The following is an 18,260-nucleotide window of genomic DNA, read 5'->3' as shown; positions in this document are numbered from 1 at the left end:
TAAGTACTTATATTCACAAAGCTTGTTGATTAAAATAACTTAAGTGTTTAAATAACTTTTGTGACCATTGTGGTTAAATATTTAATCAGTTAAAAACAGAAAAACCACTCCAAATAGGAATGGTTTTTATCATTAATTTAAAAATTATATTAGAAAACAGTTGCTGCCAGCTGAATTCTTGCGTATTTATTGGAAGGATTCCACATCGCCATCATAGAAACCGGCAGACTGTAGTGTTCCGTAATTTTAATGGTCTTGCCTGCTTTTACTCCTACATTAACGATATCAAAACTGTTTTTGCCATTTCCATAAAGAAAATATCGGTCGTTCAGGGCAAATCCAGCACCCACAAAAGCATCCAGGTTAACTTTCTGTCCGGCAATGACCGGATAGCTTGCCTGAATGTAGGTAGAATACTTATTCTTTTTATAGCTCCCATCAGATTCCAAAACCACTTCGCCCGCATTGGCTCCTCCGTACAGCATGATATCCGCTTCAATATTCAATGGGAATGATGGTCCGAAAGTATAATTGGTCCTAAGGTCAATGATGTGCGCAGTTCTTCTCTGTGAATAACTGAAAATGTCGTCTGCAGCTACAGCAGTATTAATGTTTCTGGAGTTGTACAAATCCCACAATCCAATATAAAAACGGTTATGGGAATATTGGATGTAGTAGTTGATCTCCTTGTAATGGGTACCGTCTTTATCGTCAGCTAATGCCGAGGCTCCCCAAATACCAATCTTCCATCTCTTTTCAGAATCCAAAGCGTAAGAAAGATTTCCCATCACTACAGGTTTATCTGTGATAATCAATCCTCTCCACAAATGGTTGTTTTGAATATTGGCTGTAAAATCCAGCCTGCTGCTTTCTTTGGGTTCTTCGTTCTCCTGAGAGAATAGCTTTCCTGTGCCCAAAATAATCAGGCATGCAATTTTTAAAATTTTCATCGGGTATTTTTTAATGTATTATTCCAAAAAGAACGGCAGCAATAACAGCGCCCAGGATGGGTCCGGCAACCGGGATCCATGCGTATCCCCAGTCACTGCTGCCTTTTACTGGAAGTACAGCATGCATAATCCTTGGTGCTAAATCTCTTGCAGGATTGATGGCATAACCGGTTGTTCCACCCAGTGATAAGCCAATGGCCCAAACCACTAAGGTAACTGGAAGGGCTCCTACAGAACCGAGTCCTACTTTAGCGGTCGGATCTGCATTCAGAGAAATGCTCGGGTCCGAAAAATGAAAGATGACAAATACCAGAACAAACGTTCCGATGATCTCGCTGACTAAATTGGAAAATGTGTTCCTGATTGCAGGTCCTGTACTGAAACAGGCAAGTTTAGCGCCTTCATCTTCCGTAATGGCAAAATGGTCTTTGTTGAAAAGCCAGACCAGGAAAGCACCAAGCATTCCACCGAGCATCTGTGCAGCAATATAAGAAGGAACCAGGTCCCACGAGAATTTTCCGGCAACAGCCAGCCCGATCGTTACAGCTGGATTCAGGTGGGCCCCACTTGCGGGACCTGCAACGGTGACACCTACAAAAACTGCCAGTGCCCAGGCTGTCGTAATGACGATCCATCCTGAATTATTTCCTTTAGTATCCTTTAAGACAACATTGGCTACAACGCCGTTGCCTAATAATATAAGAAGCATTGTTCCTATAAGTTCTGCGGTAAATGGAGTCATGAGTAGTTTTTTAACGTTAAGGATTTAATCTTCGATCCAGCTTTGGGAACGTTTTACAGCTTTGTTCCAGAAATGAATCATGTTATCTGCTTTTTCTTTATCCACTTTTGGATGGAAATCCTCGTCTACAACCCATTGAGATTGTATTTCATTAATATCCTTCCAATATCCTACTGCTAAACCTGCAAGATAGGCTGCTCCTAAAGCTGTGGTCTCAAGTGTTTTTGGTCTTGTGATCTTAAAACCGAAAAGGTCAGACTGTATCTGCATCAGAAGATCACTGGCAGAAGCTCCTCCGTCTACTCTAAGTTCAAGACTTGGTCTTCCTGAGTCTGCTTCCATGGATTTTACAATATCGTAAACCTGAAATGCTATTCCTTCTAAAGTGGCTCTTGCGATATGTCCGTTGGTTGTTCCCCGGGTTACCCCTACAATAGTTCCTCTGGCATACTGGTCCCAGTACGGTGCTCCTAATCCGGTAAGTGCAGGCACAAAGTAAACACCTCCGTTATCTTCAACACTTGCTGCCAGATCATTCACTTCTTCTGCGGAACGGATAAGTTTCAGCCCGTCTCTCAGCCACTGTATCGCTGCTCCGCCTACAAATACACTTCCTTCAAGGGCATAATTTACTTCTCCATTGATCTTCCATGCCACTGTTGTTAACAGGTTGTTTTTAGAAGAAACAGCTTCTGTTCCTGTATTCATTAATAGGAAGCATCCTGTTCCATACGTATTCTTTACCATTCCGGGAGTAATACACATCTGTCCGAATAAGGCGGCCTGCTGGTCTCCCGCAATCCCTGCAATTGGTATTTTTGTAGAAAATAAAGTGGTTGCAGTTTCTCCATAGATCTCACTGCTCTGTTTTACTTCAGGAAGAACAGATTTTGGAATATCAAACAGATCCAGAAGATCCTGATCCCATTCTAGAGTATGAATATTCAGAAGCATGGTTCTGCTGGCATTGGAAACATCGGTGATGAACATTTTTCCGCGCGTAAGCTTCCAGATAAGCCATGTGTCAACGGTTCCGAAACATAATTTTCCTTCTGCTGCTTTTTCCCTTGCTCCTTCTACGTGATCCAGGATCCATTTTAGTTTGGTTGCTGAAAAATAGGCATCCAGGACAAGTCCGGTTTTCTCTTTGATGATTTCGGCATGCCCTTGCTCTTTTAATTCATCACAATACTTAGAAGTTCTTCTGTCCTGCCAGACAATAGCATTGTAAATAGGTTCACCGGTTTCTTTATCCCAGACAACGGTTGTTTCACGTTGGTTGGTGATCCCGATGGCAGCTACTTCCAGCCCGGAAATGCCTGCCTTGGCGATAACTTCTGCGGCAACGGATATCTGGGATGACCATATTTCGTTCGGATCATGCTCTACCCATCCCGGAGTAGGGTAAATTTGTTCAAAATTTTTCTGGGAGATATATTCGATAGCTCCGCTGTGATTGAATAAGATGGCTCTAGAAGAAGTTGTACCCTGGTCTAAAGCGAGAATCAATTTTTCCTTCATACTGCAAAGTTTTAATTATGAGTAATAGTTTTGGGAGAGTAAGGGGCTAATAAATACCCTTGTGCTAATTCAATAAATTCTTTTTCCTGTTCAGTGGCCCATTCCTGGGAATATCCTTTTTCTTTGGCAATAAGCTGTGCAATAGTATGTGCACTGTCGATCGCAGCTCTTGCATCTAAAAATAAAAGACGGACTCTTCTGGCGAGAATATCTTCTATAGTTTCTGCCATTTCGTGTCTTATGGCCCAGACTGCTTCTGCAATAGTAAAAGCATGGTCAGGATGGATTTTTTGAGAATATTGAGGATCACTGCTCTGCAATGATTTTATGGCTGGAATATCGGATCCGTAAACATACAGATGACTGGTGCGGTCTACGAGTTCTGCTTTCATATTACCATGAATAGACATATTTTCTGTTTGAGAAGGGCCTGCGTTTAAATGAAGGATCTCTACAGCTTTATCAATAGTATCTTCCGCCATTTTACGGTAAGTGGTCCATTTTCCGCCGATGATGGAAACCAATCCTGTATCGGAAGCAATGACTTTGTGGCTGCGGGAAACTTCCTTGGTGCTTTTGCCTCCTTCTTTTGGAGCGGCAAGAGGCCTTAATCCGGCGAACATCGATTTTACATCTTCTCTGGTTGGCTTCTTCGCTAAATATTGTCTGGCTGTATTTAAAACGAAATTAATTTCGGATTCTAACGCGTGCGGCTCAAAGCTTGGGCTTTCCAGAAGGGTATCTGTAGTTCCTACCAATGCTCTGTCGTGCCATGGGACAACAAAAAGAACTCTGCCGTCTGATGTTTTTGGAATCATAATCGCATCGTCACTTTTCAGGAAAGATTTATCCAATACTAAATGGATACCTTGGCTTGGAACTACAAATTTACCATGCTTAGGATTGTTCATATTCAGAATGTCATTAGTGAATACCCCTGTTGCATTAATAACTGCTTTCGCACGAAGTTCGTACTGCTGGTTGGTAAACTGATCTTCTGCTTTAACTCCGTTTATTTTTCCGGAATCATTTTTCAGAAGACCGGTTACTTTCATATAATTAACGGCACTTCCTCCTTTTTCGATCAGAGTCTGGGTTAAATTGATTGCTAATCTTGCATCATCAAACTGCCCGTCTTGATATACCACGCCACTTGCAAGGTTATGCTGTTCAATGGTTGGTAATTTTTCAACCGTTTTGGATTTGCTGATGTATTTTGTTTTTCCAAGACTAAGCTTTCCGGCAAGGAAATCATAAATAGATAATCCTATTTTATAATAAATACCTCCCCACCATGTATAATTGGGAATAATAAATGACTGGTTTTTTACTACGTGTGCTGCGTTTTGGGCCAGAAGTCCTCTTTCTTTCAGAGCTTCTTTTACAAGTCCTATATCTCCCTGTGCAAGATATCTTACGCCACCATGTACCAGTTTGGTGCTTCGGCTGGATGTTGCTTTGGCAAAATCATGGGATTCAAGGAGTAGAGTTTTAAATCCTCTGCTGGTTGCATCCAATGCTGAACCCAGGCCGCTTGCTCCACCTCCAATGATGATGAAGTCCCATTCCTGAACACTGGATAATTTATTAATTTCTTCGTTTCGTTTCATAAATGCTTCGTTTATGTTTCGTTTTCAAATGTATAAATTAAAAATGAAACTAAAAAGAAAATAAATGAAATTTTATCGGTCTCGAAAAAAAATGGTATTTTTGATGAAAGAATCAGAATGGAAAAGTTAATACCAAGGCACAATGATATACTAAAGGAACTGGATGAAAAGGGGCATGTTCTTGTACAGGATCTGTGTGAGAAGTTCAATGTTTCGTCGGTTACGGTCCGAAAGGATCTGAATTATCTCGAAAGCCTGGGATTGCTTTTCCGAAACCATGGTGGGGCAAGTAAGCATGTAAGATATGCTTATGAAAGAAATGTAGACGAAAAGGAAAACATCAATGTAGAAGCTAAGCAGAATATTGCGAAAGCAGCTTTAAAGCTTATCCAGGAGAATGACTGTATTATTTTAGCTTCAGGGACTACGATGCATTATTTAGCAAGAATGCTGGTGAACTTTGGACCTCTTACGGTTTTAACCTCCTCTTTAAGGGTGGCTATTGAGCTATGTAATAATCCTAATATTAATATAATACAATTGGGTGGCGAAGTCCGAAAAAGTTCGACTTCCATTGTAGGTTCCATTTCTGAAGGAATTCTCAAGCAGTTTTCCTGTAATAAACTTTTTCTGGGAGTGGATGGGATTGACATTGATTTTGGAATTAGTACTTCAAATGCTGCAGAAGCCCATCTGAATCAGCTTATGATAGAATGCTCCGAAAAAGTGGTCATTCTTGGTGATTCTTCAAAACTGAATAAAAAAGGGTTTGGCAAAATTGCTCCTCTGGATAAAGTTGATTATCTGATTACAGATAACGGTATTTGTGCCGAAGATAAAGTGGCATTAGAAGAAATAGGGGTTACGGTTATTGTAAAATAAGCTTCTTTTAAATTATTTAAAAAAATCCAAAATAATTTCACTGAAAATCCATCCGGATTTTTTCAAAATTACCTAATTGATTAAAAATCAAAATATTTTACTCTAAATATTTGTCAGTTATAAAAATATTCATAAATTTGCACACTCCATTTTAGGGGCGTAGTATGCCTATATCAAAAGTAGAAATTACTTCAGACCTCCTAAAAATGTGGAAATTAGAAAGATAAATTTTATTTAATATAAACAATGTCAGGTATTATTGGTAAAAAAATCGGTATGACGTCTTTGTTTAACGAAGAAGGAAAGAATATTCCTTGTACAGTTATTCAGGCTGGTCCATGCTCGGTTTTACAGGTCAGAACCATAGAAAAGGACGGCTACAAGTCAGTTCAGTTAGGTTTCGATGACAAGAGTGAAAAGAACGTAGGTAAAGCGTTAGCTGGCCATTTCAAAAAGGCTGGTTCTGCTCCAAAAGCTAAGTTGGTAGAATTCTACAGAGAATTCGTAGACGAAGTAAAAGTAGGAGAAGAAGTAAAAGTTGATTTATTCTCTGAAGGAGAGTATGTTGACGTAACAGGAACTTCAAAAGGTAAAGGTTTCCAGGGTGTTGTTAAAAGACATGGCTTTGGAGGTGTAATGCAAGCTACTCATGGTCAGCACAACAGACTTAGAGCTCCAGGTTCTATCGGTGCTGGATCGGATCCTTCAAGAGTATTCAAAGGAATGAGAATGGCGGGTAGAATGGGAGGTAAGCAGGTAACTGTACAAAACCTTCAAGTATTAAAAGTGGATCAAGAACAAAATCTTTTAGTAGTAAAAGGTGCTGTTCCGGGAGCTAAAAATTCTTATGTAATTATCAGAAAATGGAACTAGTAGTATTAAATACATCAGGAAAAGAGACCGGAAGAAAAGTAACTCTAGACGAATCAGTATTCGGAATTGAGCCAAATCAGCACGCGGTTTACTTAGAAGTTAAACAGTACCTTGCAGCACAGAGACAAGGGACTCATAAATCAAAGGAAAGAAGCGAAATTACTGCTTCTACTAAAAAACTTAAGAAGCAAAAAGGATCTGGTTCTGCTAGATATGGTGATATCAAATCTCCAACTTTCAGAGGTGGAGGTAGAGTATTCGGACCAAAACCAAGAGACTACAGATTCAAATTGAACAAAGCTCTTAAGAGATTAGCTAAAAAATCTGTTTTATCTCAGAAAATGAGAGACAATAGCATCAGAGTAATGGAAGATATGAGCTTAAACGCTCCTAAAACTAAAGATTTCATCACGATCCTAAATGCATTGGCATTGAACGATAAGAAGTCTCTATTTGTTCTTCCTGAAGCTAACAAGAATGTGTATTTATCTTCAAGAAACTTACCTAAAACTAAAGTAATGAACTTCAACGAAATTAGTTCATATGACTTAATGAATGCAGGTGAGATCGTATTCTTAGAAGGTGCAGTTGAAAAATTCCAGGAAAATTTAAAGAAATAAATCATGTCACTTATTATTAAACCAGTTATCTCAGAAAAGGCTAATTACCTTACAGATTTAAGAGGTTCTTATTCTTTCTTAGTAGACCCTAAGGCTAATAAGATCCAGATTAAAAAAGCTGTTGAAGCAGCTTACGGTGTAAAAGTAGCAGACGTTAACACAATGATTTATGCTCCGAAGGTTTCTTCAAAATACACTAAAAAAGGTCTTCAAGTAGGAAAGACAAACAAATTGAAAAAGGCGGTAATCAAGCTTGTTGAAGGTGAAGTTATCGATATTTTTGCTGTAAATTAATTATTAATTATAAATAATAGTAATGTCTGTTAGAAAATTAAAACCTATCACCCCAGGACAGAGATTCAGAATTGTAAACAATTTTGAGGAAATTACTACCAACAAACCAGAGAAATCTCTAACAGTTGGTATTAGTAAGTCAGGTGGACGTAACCAAACTGGTAAAATGACCATGCGTTACACCGGAGGTGGACACAAAAAGAAATACAGAATTATCGACTTCAAAAGAAACAAGCATGATGTTGAAGCAACGGTAAAAACTGTAGAATATGATCCAAACAGAACTGCATTTATCGCTTTATTAGAGTACGCAGATGGAGAGAAGAGATACATCATCGCTCCAAACGGTATCAAAGTAGATCAGAAAGTAGTTTCAGGAGAAAGCGTTGAACCAAACGTAGGTAACGCAATGAAATTGAAAAATATTCCATTGGGTACTGTAATTTCTTGTGTTGAAATGAAGCCTGGACAAGGTGCTATTTTAGCAAGAAGTGCTGGTTCTTCAGCTCAATTAACTTCAAGAGACGGAAAATATGCAATCATCAAATTGCCTTCAGGAGAATCCAGAATGATCCTTACTGAATGTTATGCAATGATTGGATCTGTTTCTAACTCTGATCATCAGTTAACTGTTTCAGGTAAGGCTGGTAGAAGCAGATGGTTAGGTAGAAGACCTAGAACTAGACCGGTAGTAATGAACCCTGTAGATCACCCAATGGGAGGTGGTGAAGGACGTTCTTCTGGAGGTCACCCAAGATCTAGAAACGGTATGCCGGCTAAAGGTTACAAAACCAGAAAGAAAAACAAAGCGTCTAACCGTCATATCATATCTAAAAGAAAATAATTATGGCAAGATCACTTAAAAAAGGACCATTCATTCATCATACTTTAGATAAGAAGGTTCAGACAAACATAGAGTCTGGTAAGAAGACAGTTATTAAAACTTGGTCTAGAGCATCGATGATCTCTCCAGACTTCGTAGGACAAACTATTGCAGTACACAACGGGAAATCTTTTATCCCTGTTTATGTTACAGAAAACATGGTAGGTCACAAGTTAGGCGAATTTTCTCCAACAAGATCTTTCAGAGGTCATGGTGGTAACAAAAATAAAGGAAGCAGATAATCATGGGATCAAGAAAACAAGATAGTTCAATCGCAAGAAAAGAAGCTAACAAAGACGTTGTAAAAGCTTCATTAAATGACTGCCCATCATCTCCAAGAAAAATGAGATTAGTTGCTGATATCATTAGAGGAGAGCAGGTAGATAAAGCTCTTTATATCCTAAAATATTCTAAAAAAGAAGCCTCTAACAAATTAGAGAAATTACTTCTTTCTGCTATGGCAAACTGGCAGACTAAAAATGAAGGTGCTGATATTGAAGAAGCAAACCTTATCATTAAAGAAATCTTCGTGGATAGTGCAAGACAATTGAAGAGACTAAGACCAGCTCCGCAAGGTAGAGGGTATAGAATCAGAAAAAGATCTAACCACGTTACATTAATCTTAGGTAATAAAGAAAATTAATCAAGGTATGGGACAGAAGACAAATCCAATTGGTAACAGATTAGGTATCATCAGAGGATGGGATTCTAACTGGTTTGGCGGAAACGATTATGGAGACAGAATCGCGGAAGACTACAAAATCAGAAGATACCTTGAGGCTAGATTATCTAAAGGTGGTATTTCAAAAATTTATATTGAAAGAACACTAAAATTAGTAACAGTGACGATCACTACTGCTAGACCGGGACTTATCATCGGTAAAGGAGGTCAGGAAGTTGATAAATTGAAAGAAGAATTGAAGAAACTTACAGGTAAGGATATTCAAATCAACATTTTCGAAATCAAAAGACCTGAACTTGACGCAGTATTAGTGGCTGACAGCATCTCTAAGCAGATTGAAAACAGAATTTCTTACAGAAGAGCTGTTAAAATGGCAATGGCTAGTACAATGAGAATGGGTGCTGAAGGTATCAAAGTTCAAATCTCTGGTAGATTGAACGGTGCTGAAATGGCAAGAAGCGAATCTTTCAAAGAAGGAAGAATTCCTTTGTCTACTTTCAGAGCTGATATCGATTATCACTGGGCTGAAGCTCACACTACTTACGGTAGATTAGGAGTGAAAGTTTGGATCATGAAAGGGGAAGTTTACGGTAAAAGAGAACTTTCTCCATTAGTGGGACAACAGAAAAAAGGAGGTCCTTCAGGAGGCGGAAACAGAGGAGACAGAGACAACAGAAGACCTAGAAAAAATAACAATAATAACAATAATAATTAAAAATTTTAGGTTAGAAATTTTGAATTTTAAATTACCGTTACTTTTTTAAAATATAAAAAATCTAAAATCTAAAATCTAAAATCTAAAATTTAGAAATTATGTTACAACCAAAAAGAACCAAATTCCGTAGAGTTCACAAGATGAAGATGAAGGGGATTGCTCAAAGAGGTAATCAACTGGCTTACGGAACATTTGGAATCAAAGCTATAGAAGGTGCTTGGATCACTGCAAGACAAATCGAAGCTGCTCGTATCGCTGCGACAAGATATATGAAGAGAGAAGGTCAGCTATGGATCAAAATCTTCCCGGATAAGCCTATTACTAAAAAACCAGCCGAAGTTCGTATGGGTAAAGGTAAAGGTGCTGTGGAATATTGGGTAGCTGTAGTAAAACCAGGTAAAATTATGTTCGAAATCGGAGGAGTATCTTACGAAATCGCTAAGGAAGCTTTAAGACTTGCTGCACAGAAATTACCGGTAGTTACTAAATTCGTAGTTGCTAACGATTTTGTTAAACCTCTATAATCTTTGATACAATGAAACAAGCTGATATTAAAAATTTAAGCGCGGGTGATATTCAAGCAAAACTTGCTGAATTGAAAACTCAATATTCAAAACTGAAATTGGCTCACAAGATCAGTCCAATTGAAAACCCGATTCAAATCAGAGATTTGAGAAGATCGATCGCTAGACTAAACACTGAGTTAACCACTAAACAACAATAAGATTTTCATACATTATGGAAAGAAACTTAAGAAAAGAAAGAATCGGAATAGTTTCCAGCAATAAAATGGAAAAGACCATTGTTGTAAGTGAGACTACGAGAGTGAAACACCCGATGTACGGTAAATTCGTTTTGAAAACGAAAAAATATACTGCACACGACGAAAACAACGAATGCACAGAAGGTGATACAGTTCTTATCCAGGAAACTAGACCTTTGAGCAAGAGCAAGAGATGGAGATTAGTAAGAATCATTGAAAAAGCTAAGTAATAATGTTACAAACAGAATCAAGATTAAAAGTTGCTGATAACACAGGTGCAAAAGAAGTACTAGTTATCAGAGTTCTGGGAGGAACCAGAAGAAGATATGCTTCAGTTGGTGATAAAATCGTTGTTACTATCAAGGATTCTACACCATCAGGAAACGCTAAAAAAGGTCAGGTATCTAAAGCTGTAGTAGTAAGAACTAAAAAAGCAGTTAGAAGAAAAGATGGTTCATACATCAAATTCGAAGACAATGCTTGTGTATTACTAAACGCAGCAGGAGAAATGAGAGGAACACGTGTTTTCGGACCGGTTGCTCGTGAGTTGAGAGACAAAGAATATATGAAAATCATTTCATTAGCTCCTGAAGTACTTTAATTTTAAAAATTTTTAAAAGAAAATGTCAAAGTTAAAAATAAAAAGAGGAGATAACGTAATCATTACTACTGGTAAGAAAGATATCAAAGGTAAGACTGGTGAAGTTATTGAAGTGATCAAAAAAGAAGGAAAAGACCCTAGAGTAATCGTTGCAGGACTTAACATCGTTAAAAAACACGTTAAGCCTTCAGCTTCTAACCCTCAAGGTGGAATCACTGAAAAGGAAGCTTCTATCCATATCTCAAACGTAGCTCTAGTTGGTAAAGACGGAAAAGCTATCAAAATCGGGTATAAAATCGATGGAGATAAGAAAGTAAGAATCGATAGAAAAACGGGTGAAACTTTATAATTTGAATTAACACATGGAATTTATAGCAAGACCCAAAAATATATACAGAGAGAAAATTGTTCCTGCAATGATGGAAGAATTTGGGTACAAATCTGTAATGCAGGTACCTAAATTAGAAAAAATCATCCTATCTCAAGGATTAGGTGATGCCACTGCAGACAAGAAAATCATTGATTATGCTGTAGAAGAATTAACAATGATTACTGGCCAGAAAGCAGTAGGTACTATCTCTAAGAAAGATGAAGCAGCTTTCAAATTGAGAAAAGGTATGCCTGTAGGTGCTAAAGTAACATTGAGAGCTCATAAAATGTATGAATTCTTAGACAGACTTACTTCTTCTGCTTTACCACGTATCAGAGATTTCTCTGGTATCAAGGCAGACGGGTTCGATGGTAGAGGTAACTACAACTTAGGTATTACTGAGCAGATTATCTTCCCTGAAATCGTAATTGACAAAGTGAAAAAAATCCAGGGGATGGACATCACTTTCGTAACAACTGCGAAAACAGATAAAGAAGCGAAAGCTTTATTAACTCACTTCGGTTTACCATTTAAAAAGAACTAAGAAATGGCTAAAGAATCAATGAAAGCGCGTGAGCGCAAAAGAGAAGCACTAGTTGCTAAATACGCTGACAAAAGAAAAGCTTTAAAAGAAGCTGGTGATTATGAAGGACTTCAGAAATTGCCTAAAAATGCTTCTCCTGTAAGATTGCACAACAGATGTAAGCTAACAGGTAGACCTAGAGGATACATGAGAACGTTTGGTATTTCCAGAGTAACTTTCAGAGAAATGGCAAACAACGGTCTTATCCCGGGAGTAAGAAAAGCCAGTTGGTAATAATTACTAATTAATCGGGACAATTAAGTTGTCTGGATACTAAAGAATAAAAATATCAGACCCAAGATTTTCTGAAGTCTGATATTTTAATCTTCAAGTCCTTTCAATACTGATTGTCTTTAACCAATAATTTAAAATAGAAAAATGGTAACAGATCCAATTTCAGATTTCCTAACAAGAGTAAGGAACGCACAAAGCGCAGGCCACAAAGTGGTGGAAATTCCTGCATCGAAAATCAAAAAGGAGATTACTAAGATCTTATTTGACCAAGGGTATATCTTAAACTACAAGTTTGAAGATAACGCTGTTCAAGGAGTGATCAAAATCGCTTTAAAGTATGACAAGCAAACTAACAAACCGGCTATTAAGTCTATTCAGAGAGCTTCTAGACCAGGTTTAAGACAGTACAAAGGTTCTACTGAACTTCCAAGAGTACTGAACGGTTTGGGTATAGCTGTTATCTCTACTTCTAAAGGAGTAATGACTGACAAGAAAGCTAGAGAAGAAAAAGTAGGCGGTGAAGTAATCTGCTATGTTTATTAATTTTTAATCAGAGGAAAATGTCAAGAATTGGTAAAGCAATTATAACAATTCCAGCTGGAGTTACTGTCACTGAAAATAACGGTGTTGTAACAGTTAAAGGTCCTAAAGGAGAACTTTCTCAGGAGCTTACAGCAGGAATTACTTTAGAACAGAAAGATGGTGAACTTAACGTTAACAGACCATCTGAATCTAAACAACACAAAGCACTTCACGGTCTATACAGAGCGTTGATCAACAACATGATCACTGGTGTTAATACAGGTTTCGAAAAGAAACTGGAACTAGTAGGGGTAGGATACAGAGCTTCACACACAGGTCAAAAACTTGAGTTAGCTTTAGGATTCTCTCACGGTATCGTATTAGAACTTCCAAGCGAAGTAAAAGTAGATACATTGACTGAAAAAGGTAAAAACCCAATTATTACTTTAGCGTCTCATGACAACCAACTTCTAGGAATGGTAGCTGCAAAGATCCGTTCTTTCAGAAAGCCTGAACCTTACAAAGGAAAAGGTGTAAGATTCCTTGGAGAAATTGTTAGACGTAAAGCTGGTAAATCTGCTTAATAAATTATAAGTATTATGGCATTAAGTAAATTAGAAAAAAGAATAAGAATCAAAAGAAGAGTAAGAGGAAAAATCTCTGGATCTTCTGAATTGCCAAGATTATCTGTATATAAAAGTAATAAGGAAATTTACGCTCAGTTAATCGATGATAAAAATGGTACAACTTTAGTTTCCGCTTCTTCAAGAGAGAAAGGTGTTGACGCTAATGGTACTAAGACTGAAGTTTCTGTTGCTGTTGGTAAAGCTATCGCTGCCAAAGCTATCGCTGCAGGAATCGAAAGTATTGTATTTGACAGAAACGGTTTCGTTTACCACGGAAGAGTGAAAGCTCTTGCTGATGGAGCGAGAGAAGGAGGACTTAAATTCTAATCATAAAAATTTCGGAAAATATGTTAGGACTAGATAATATAGAAAGAGTAAAACCGGGAGGATTAGAATTAAAAGATCGTCTCGTAGCTGTTAACAGAGTAACAAAAGTAACCAAAGGAGGTAGAGCTTTCGGATTTTCTGCTATCGTTGTAGTAGGTAATGAAGACGGAGTGATCGGTCACGGTCTTGGAAAATCTAAAGAAGTAGCTTCTGCAATTGCTAAAGCTGTTGAAGATGCTAAGAAAAACCTTGTGAAAGTTCCTGTAATGAACCACACAATTCCTCACCAGACTACTGCCAGATACGGTGGTGCAGATATCTTTTTAAGACCTGCTTCTCACGGTACAGGACTTATCGCCGGTGGTGCAGTAAGAGCAGTGCTTGAGTCTGCTGGTATTCACGATATCCTTTCAAAATCTAAAGGATCTTCTAACCCTCACAACGTGGTGAAAGCTACTTTCAAAGCGTTATTGGATATCAGAAGACCTGAAGAGATCGCTAGAATGAGAGGAGTTTCTCTAAGTAAAGTGTTTAACGGTTAATATTAGAACAATGGCAACAATCAAAGTAAAGCAAGTAAGAAGCGCTATTGGAAGAACAAAAACCCAAAAGAGAACGCTTGAAGCATTAGGATTTAAGAAACTTCACCAAGTTGTAGAACACGAAGCTACTCCTTCTATCTTAGGAATGATAGCTGCAGTTAGTCATTTACTTGAAGTTCAAAAATAATTTTTAACAAAAGAAATTAAAATGAATTTAAATAACATAAAACCTGCTGCAGGATCTACTTTCAATTCAAAAAGAATTGGTAGAGGTCAGGGTACAGGAAAAGGAGGTACTGCTACGAAAGGTCATAAAGGTCAGAAAGCTAGAGCTGGTTATTCTCAGAAAATCGGTTTCGAAGGTGGACAGATGCCTTTACAAAGGAGATTACCTAAATTCGGTTTCAAAAATGTAAACAGAAAAGAGTTTAGAGGAGTAAACCTTGATACTATCCAAATTTTAATCGAAAACAAATCCATCACTGGAGATATCACGAAAGAAGTTTTAGTAGAAAACGGTTTAGTTTCTAAAAACGAATTAGTGAAAATTATGGGTAGAGGAGAATTGAAATCTGCGGTTTCAATCTCTGCTGACAAGTTCACTAAATCTGCTGAAGAGCTTATTGCTAAAGCAGGTGGAAAAGCAATTACCTTATAATACTTACTAATGAAAGAATTTATACAAACCCTTAAAAATATTTGGAGCCTAAAGGAATTAAGAGATAAAATTCTCTTTACGTTAGGTATTATCCTTGTGTATAGATTCGCATCTTTTATCTCACTTCCCGCAATTAACCTTGCAGAAGTGGGAGATCTCTTAGAGCATTATAAAAATCAAGGCGGTAACAAGCAAGGAGCAGGTCTCCTTGGCTTGCTTTCGTCGTTTACGGGGGGAGCTTTCAGCCACGCTTCCGTAATGGCGTTGGGAATCATGCCTTATATTTCTGCTTCTATTATTGTTCAGTTGATGGGGATGGCTATTCCTTATCTTCAGAAACTTCAGAAGGATGGAGAGTCTGGTAGAAATACATTGAATCAAATTACTAGATGGTTAACTATTGGTGTTTGTCTTGTACAGGCCCCTTCTTATTTAACTTCTATTACTCAATTATTCTTACCGTATGCTCAGTTCCAGTCTGCATATTATGTAGAGCCAAATTCCATCATGTTCTGGTTACCAAGTATTGTAATCTTGGTTGCCGGTTCAGTGTTCGCAATGTGGTTAGGTGAGAAAATCACCGACAAAGGTATCGGAAACGGTATTTCCATCCTTATTATGGTGGGAATCCTTTCAAGATTACCTGAAGCATTCGTACAGGAAATGGCCGTGCAGAACGGAAAAGGAGGAATGGGATCTATTATGATCCTTATAGAAGTAATATTCTGGATGCTGGTAGTTCTTTTAGCAGTAGTATTATCTGTTGCTGTCAGAAAAATTCCAATTCAGTATGTAAGCAGAGCTCAAGCAAGAGGAGGTGTAAACAGAAATCTTATGCAGGGAGCAAGACAGTGGATCCCATTGAAAGTAAATGCTGCTGGTGTAATGCCGATTATCTTTGCTCAGGCATTGATGTTCGTACCAGGATTATTAACTAAATTTGATGAGTCCAATACTTTTCTTGCGGGTTTCAAGAATGTTTTTAGCTGGCAGTACAACGTATTGTTCGCGCTATTAATTATTATCTTCTCATTCTTCTATACTGCAATTACAATTCCGGTAAACCAAATGGCTGATGATTTGAAGAGAAATGGAGGTTTAGTACCGAAAGTAAGACCCGGTAAAGAAACAGCTGATTATTTAGATGATATTTTATCAAAAATTACCTTGCCAGGTGCAATATTTTTATCTATCTTTGCAGTCCTTCCAGCAATAGTGCATGGAAGCTTTGTTCAGACAGATGCGTTCGCCCTATTTTTCGGGGGAACATCACTATTGATTATGGTTGGAGTTATTTTAGATACCGTTCAACAGATTAATACCTATCTGCTGAATCATCACTATGATGGCTTAATGCAGTCTAAATTATCAAGAACGACTGGATATTAATTTATGGCGAAACAAAAACATATTGAACAAGATGGCGTTATCACGGAAGCACTTTCGAACGCCCAGTTCCGTGTAGAGCTGGAGAATGGGCATATACTTATCGCTCATATTTCCGGTAAAATGAGAATGCATTATATTAAACTTTTACCTGGAGACAAGGTAAAACTAGAAATGTCTCCCTATGATTTATCGAAAGGGAGAATCACATTTAGATATTAAAACAAATGCCAAATGGAATGCATGTTCCATTTGGCTCTTGTTGAAAAATAATACTATCAAAATGAAATCGTAAGATTCCGTTTGCCAGTAAAAAAAATAAATATTTCAAATGAAAGTTAGAGCATCAATTAAAAAAAGAAGCGCTGATTGCAAGATTGTACGCAGAAAAGGTGTACTATTCGTAATCAACAAGAAGAACCCAAAATTTAAACAAAGACAAGGCTAACATTAAATTATGGCGAGAATTGCAGGTATTGATTTACCAAAAAACAAAAGAGGTGTTATCGGTTTAACTTACATCTACGGAGTTGGAAGAAGTACTTCTTCCGAAATCCTTAAAGCTGCCGGTATCAGCGAAGACAAGAAAGTCAACGAATGGAATGACGATGAATTGGCTGCAATCAGAACATATATCTCTGACAACGTAAAAGTAGAAGGAGAATTAAGATCTGAAGTGCAATTGAACATCAAGAGATTGATGGACATAGGATGCCAACGAGGAATACGTCACAGACTAGGACTACCTTTAAGAGGCCAGAGAACGAAAAACAACTCTAGAACCCGTAAAGGAAAGAGAAAAACTGTTGCTAACAAGAAAAAGGCAAGTAAATAATCGTTAGGAATTATGGCAAAACAAACTAAAGTAGTTAAAAAAAGAAAAGTAAAAGTTGAAGCTATTGGTGAAGCACACATTCAGGCTTCTTTCAATAACATCATCATTTCTTTAACAAATAAAAGCGGAGAAGTTATCTCTTGGGCTTCTGCCGGTAAAATGGGTTTCAGAGGTTCTAAAAAGAATACTCCATTTGCTGCTCAAATGGCGGCTGAAAATTGCTCTAATGTTGCTCACGAAGCTGGATTAAGAAGAGTAAAGGTGTATGTGAAAGGTCCTGGTGCAGGTAGAGAATCTGCAATCAGAACAATCCACAATTCAGGTATTGAAGTTAGCGAAATCATTGATGTGACTCCTATGCCGCACAATGGATGTAGACCACCGAAAAGAAGAAGAGTTTAATTTTTAGAATTTACCCATTATGGCAAGATATATTGGACCTAAAACTAAGATTGCTAGAAAGTTTGGTGCTGCAATCTACGGAGATGACAAAAACTTCGAAAGAAGAAAAAACCAACCGCCAGGACAACACGGTCCTAACAAAAGAAGAGGTGCTAAAAAATCTGAATATGCAATTCAGCTGGCTGAAAAGCAAAAAGCTAAATATACTTACGGTATTTTAGAAAAGCAGTTTGCTAACTTATTTGAAAAAGCACACAGAAGTAAAGGTGTAACAGGTGAAGTTCTATTACAGCTTTGTGAATCAAGATTGGATAACGTAGTATTCAGATTAGGTTTTGCTAAAACAAGATCTGCTGCTAGACAGTTAACTTCTCACAGACACATCACTGTGAATGGGGAGATCCTTAACATTCCTTCTTATTTAGTAAAAGCAGGTGATGTGATCGCTGTAAGAGAGAAATCTAAATCTCTTGAGGTTGTTACTGATTCATTAGCTTCTAAAGCTAATTATGAGTGGTTACAATTCAACGATGAGAAGAAAGAAGGTACTTTCGTTTCTGCTCCTGAAAGAATCCAGATTCCGGAGGACATCAAGGAACAGCTTATCGTCGAACTTTACTCTAAATAATTTTTTAATCA

At 37.7% G+C, this 18,260-nt stretch carries 31 protein-coding genes; 27 read left to right on the top strand and 4 right to left on the bottom strand.

Annotation, left to right across the window (positions count from 1 at the left end):
• Positions 1-149: 149 nt before the first annotated feature.
• From DRF60_RS10630 to DRF60_RS10615, 4 genes are read right to left on the bottom strand one after another with little or no spacing between them, the layout of a single operon-like run.
• On the bottom strand, positions 150-950 hold the full coding sequence (locus DRF60_RS10630) for a hypothetical protein (protein ID WP_116012037.1): 801 nt from the start codon (positions 948-950) through the stop codon (positions 150-152).
• 10 nt (positions 951-960) lie between these two features.
• Positions 961-1,692: an MIP/aquaporin family protein gene (locus tag DRF60_RS10625; RefSeq protein ID WP_116012036.1), complete on the bottom strand. Its 732-nt coding sequence runs from the start codon at positions 1,690-1,692 to the stop codon at positions 961-963.
• A gap of 24 nt (positions 1,693-1,716) precedes the next feature.
• Positions 1,717-3,213 (bottom strand): glycerol kinase GlpK, encoded by a 1,497-nt coding sequence (glpK, locus tag DRF60_RS10620; RefSeq protein ID WP_116012035.1) that lies wholly within the window; start codon positions 3,211-3,213, stop codon positions 1,717-1,719.
• An 11-nt stretch (positions 3,214-3,224) separates the two neighbouring features.
• Complete coding sequence (locus DRF60_RS10615; protein ID WP_116012034.1) at positions 3,225-4,823, bottom strand: glycerol-3-phosphate dehydrogenase/oxidase; 1,599 nt, start codon at positions 4,821-4,823, stop codon at positions 3,225-3,227.
• Positions 4,824-4,940: 117 nt separating this feature from the next.
• On the opposite strand from DRF60_RS10615, the gene DRF60_RS10610 reads away from it, so the two are divergent.
• From DRF60_RS10610 to rpsD, 27 genes are all read left to right on the top strand, one after another.
• Entirely contained in the window at positions 4,941-5,705 is a 765-nt protein-coding gene (locus DRF60_RS10610) for a DeoR/GlpR family DNA-binding transcription regulator (protein WP_116012033.1), read from the top strand.
• A 246-nt stretch (positions 5,706-5,951) separates the two neighbouring features.
• Positions 5,952-6,578, top strand: coding sequence for a 50S ribosomal protein L3 (gene rplC / locus DRF60_RS10605; RefSeq protein WP_034678007.1), 627 nt, complete (start codon positions 5,952-5,954; stop codon positions 6,576-6,578).
• Positions 6,569-7,198: a 50S ribosomal protein L4 gene (rplD, locus tag DRF60_RS10600; RefSeq protein ID WP_111957081.1), complete on the top strand. Its 630-nt coding sequence runs from the start codon at positions 6,569-6,571 to the stop codon at positions 7,196-7,198. Before rplC ends, rplD begins: the two co-directional genes overlap by 10 nt.
• A gap of 3 nt (positions 7,199-7,201) precedes the next feature.
• Positions 7,202-7,492 carry a 50S ribosomal protein L23 gene (gene rplW, locus DRF60_RS10595; protein ID WP_034702844.1) on the top strand — a complete coding sequence of 97 codons (291 nt, stop codon included), beginning with the start codon at positions 7,202-7,204 and terminating at the stop codon, positions 7,490-7,492.
• A 22-nt stretch (positions 7,493-7,514) separates the two neighbouring features.
• Complete coding sequence (gene rplB / locus DRF60_RS10590) at positions 7,515-8,336, top strand: 50S ribosomal protein L2 (protein WP_111957083.1); 822 nt, start codon at positions 7,515-7,517, stop codon at positions 8,334-8,336.
• A 2-nt stretch (positions 8,337-8,338) separates the two neighbouring features.
• On the top strand, positions 8,339-8,617 hold the full coding sequence (gene rpsS / locus DRF60_RS10585; RefSeq protein ID WP_034702850.1) for a 30S ribosomal protein S19: 279 nt from the start codon (positions 8,339-8,341) through the stop codon (positions 8,615-8,617).
• 2 nt (positions 8,618-8,619) lie between these two features.
• Positions 8,620-9,018 carry a 50S ribosomal protein L22 gene (gene rplV / locus DRF60_RS10580; RefSeq protein WP_111957085.1) on the top strand — a complete coding sequence of 133 codons (399 nt, stop codon included), beginning with the start codon at positions 8,620-8,622 and terminating at the stop codon, positions 9,016-9,018.
• Between the two features lie 7 nt (positions 9,019-9,025).
• Positions 9,026-9,772 carry a 30S ribosomal protein S3 gene (rpsC, locus tag DRF60_RS10575; RefSeq protein ID WP_116012032.1) on the top strand — a complete coding sequence of 249 codons (747 nt, stop codon included), beginning with the start codon at positions 9,026-9,028 and terminating at the stop codon, positions 9,770-9,772.
• Positions 9,773-9,870: 98 nt separating this feature from the next.
• Entirely contained in the window at positions 9,871-10,296 is a 426-nt protein-coding gene (gene rplP / locus DRF60_RS10570; protein ID WP_034738777.1) for a 50S ribosomal protein L16, read from the top strand.
• An 11-nt stretch (positions 10,297-10,307) separates the two neighbouring features.
• Positions 10,308-10,496, top strand: a complete 189-nt coding sequence (rpmC, locus tag DRF60_RS10565; RefSeq protein ID WP_034725985.1) for a 50S ribosomal protein L29 — start codon at positions 10,308-10,310, stop codon at positions 10,494-10,496.
• Between the two features lie 11 nt (positions 10,497-10,507).
• A complete protein-coding gene (rpsQ, locus tag DRF60_RS10560; RefSeq protein ID WP_053073319.1) occupies positions 10,508-10,765 on the top strand; it encodes a 30S ribosomal protein S17 in 258 nt (85 codons plus the stop codon).
• A 2-nt stretch (positions 10,766-10,767) separates the two neighbouring features.
• Positions 10,768-11,136 carry a 50S ribosomal protein L14 gene (gene rplN / locus DRF60_RS10555; protein ID WP_007839504.1) on the top strand — a complete coding sequence of 123 codons (369 nt, stop codon included), beginning with the start codon at positions 10,768-10,770 and terminating at the stop codon, positions 11,134-11,136.
• 22 nt (positions 11,137-11,158) lie between these two features.
• The gene (rplX, locus tag DRF60_RS10550) at positions 11,159-11,485 is read left to right on the top strand and encodes a 50S ribosomal protein L24 (protein ID WP_111957089.1); all 327 of its coding nucleotides are present in this window, start codon (positions 11,159-11,161) and stop codon (positions 11,483-11,485) included.
• 13 nt (positions 11,486-11,498) lie between these two features.
• Positions 11,499-12,050 carry a 50S ribosomal protein L5 gene (gene rplE, locus DRF60_RS10545; RefSeq protein WP_111957091.1) on the top strand — a complete coding sequence of 184 codons (552 nt, stop codon included), beginning with the start codon at positions 11,499-11,501 and terminating at the stop codon, positions 12,048-12,050.
• A gap of 3 nt (positions 12,051-12,053) precedes the next feature.
• Positions 12,054-12,323: a 30S ribosomal protein S14 gene (rpsN, locus tag DRF60_RS10540; RefSeq protein WP_047376574.1), complete on the top strand. Its 270-nt coding sequence runs from the start codon at positions 12,054-12,056 to the stop codon at positions 12,321-12,323.
• Between the two features lie 144 nt (positions 12,324-12,467).
• Positions 12,468-12,866, top strand: a complete 399-nt coding sequence (rpsH, locus tag DRF60_RS10535; RefSeq protein ID WP_111957093.1) for a 30S ribosomal protein S8 — start codon at positions 12,468-12,470, stop codon at positions 12,864-12,866.
• Between the two features lie 17 nt (positions 12,867-12,883).
• On the top strand, positions 12,884-13,429 hold the full coding sequence (gene rplF / locus DRF60_RS10530) for a 50S ribosomal protein L6 (RefSeq protein ID WP_111957095.1): 546 nt from the start codon (positions 12,884-12,886) through the stop codon (positions 13,427-13,429).
• A 15-nt stretch (positions 13,430-13,444) separates the two neighbouring features.
• Complete coding sequence (gene rplR / locus DRF60_RS10525; protein ID WP_048504759.1) at positions 13,445-13,798, top strand: 50S ribosomal protein L18; 354 nt, start codon at positions 13,445-13,447, stop codon at positions 13,796-13,798.
• Between the two features lie 20 nt (positions 13,799-13,818).
• A complete protein-coding gene (rpsE, locus tag DRF60_RS10520) occupies positions 13,819-14,340 on the top strand; it encodes a 30S ribosomal protein S5 (protein ID WP_034703137.1) in 522 nt (173 codons plus the stop codon).
• Positions 14,341-14,350: 10 nt separating this feature from the next.
• A complete protein-coding gene (rpmD, locus tag DRF60_RS10515; RefSeq protein ID WP_007839493.1) occupies positions 14,351-14,527 on the top strand; it encodes a 50S ribosomal protein L30 in 177 nt (58 codons plus the stop codon).
• Between the two features lie 21 nt (positions 14,528-14,548).
• On the top strand, positions 14,549-14,998 hold the full coding sequence (gene rplO / locus DRF60_RS10510; RefSeq protein WP_111957099.1) for a 50S ribosomal protein L15: 450 nt from the start codon (positions 14,549-14,551) through the stop codon (positions 14,996-14,998).
• Between the two features lie 9 nt (positions 14,999-15,007).
• Complete coding sequence (secY, locus tag DRF60_RS10505) at positions 15,008-16,387, top strand: preprotein translocase subunit SecY (protein WP_116012031.1); 1,380 nt, start codon at positions 15,008-15,010, stop codon at positions 16,385-16,387.
• Between the two features lie 3 nt (positions 16,388-16,390).
• Entirely contained in the window at positions 16,391-16,606 is a 216-nt protein-coding gene (infA, locus tag DRF60_RS10500) for a translation initiation factor IF-1 (RefSeq protein ID WP_027381317.1), read from the top strand.
• Between the two features lie 109 nt (positions 16,607-16,715).
• A complete protein-coding gene (gene rpmJ, locus DRF60_RS10495) occupies positions 16,716-16,832 on the top strand; it encodes a 50S ribosomal protein L36 (protein ID WP_007839480.1) in 117 nt (38 codons plus the stop codon).
• Positions 16,833-16,841: 9 nt separating this feature from the next.
• Positions 16,842-17,219, top strand: coding sequence for a 30S ribosomal protein S13 (gene rpsM, locus DRF60_RS10490; RefSeq protein ID WP_047491452.1), 378 nt, complete (start codon positions 16,842-16,844; stop codon positions 17,217-17,219).
• A 12-nt stretch (positions 17,220-17,231) separates the two neighbouring features.
• Positions 17,232-17,621 (top strand): 30S ribosomal protein S11, encoded by a 390-nt coding sequence (gene rpsK / locus DRF60_RS10485; protein WP_027387198.1) that lies wholly within the window; start codon positions 17,232-17,234, stop codon positions 17,619-17,621.
• 19 nt (positions 17,622-17,640) lie between these two features.
• Positions 17,641-18,249, top strand: coding sequence for a 30S ribosomal protein S4 (gene rpsD / locus DRF60_RS10480; RefSeq protein WP_111957101.1), 609 nt, complete (start codon positions 17,641-17,643; stop codon positions 18,247-18,249).
• Positions 18,250-18,260: the final 11 nt, after the last annotated feature.

This window comes from Chryseobacterium elymi, from assembly GCF_003385495.1.
Lineage (GTDB): Bacteria > Bacteroidota > Bacteroidia > Flavobacteriales > Weeksellaceae > Chryseobacterium > Chryseobacterium elymi.
Note: the sequence above shows the minus strand (reverse complement) of the source record. Positions and strands in the feature narration are given on the sequence as shown.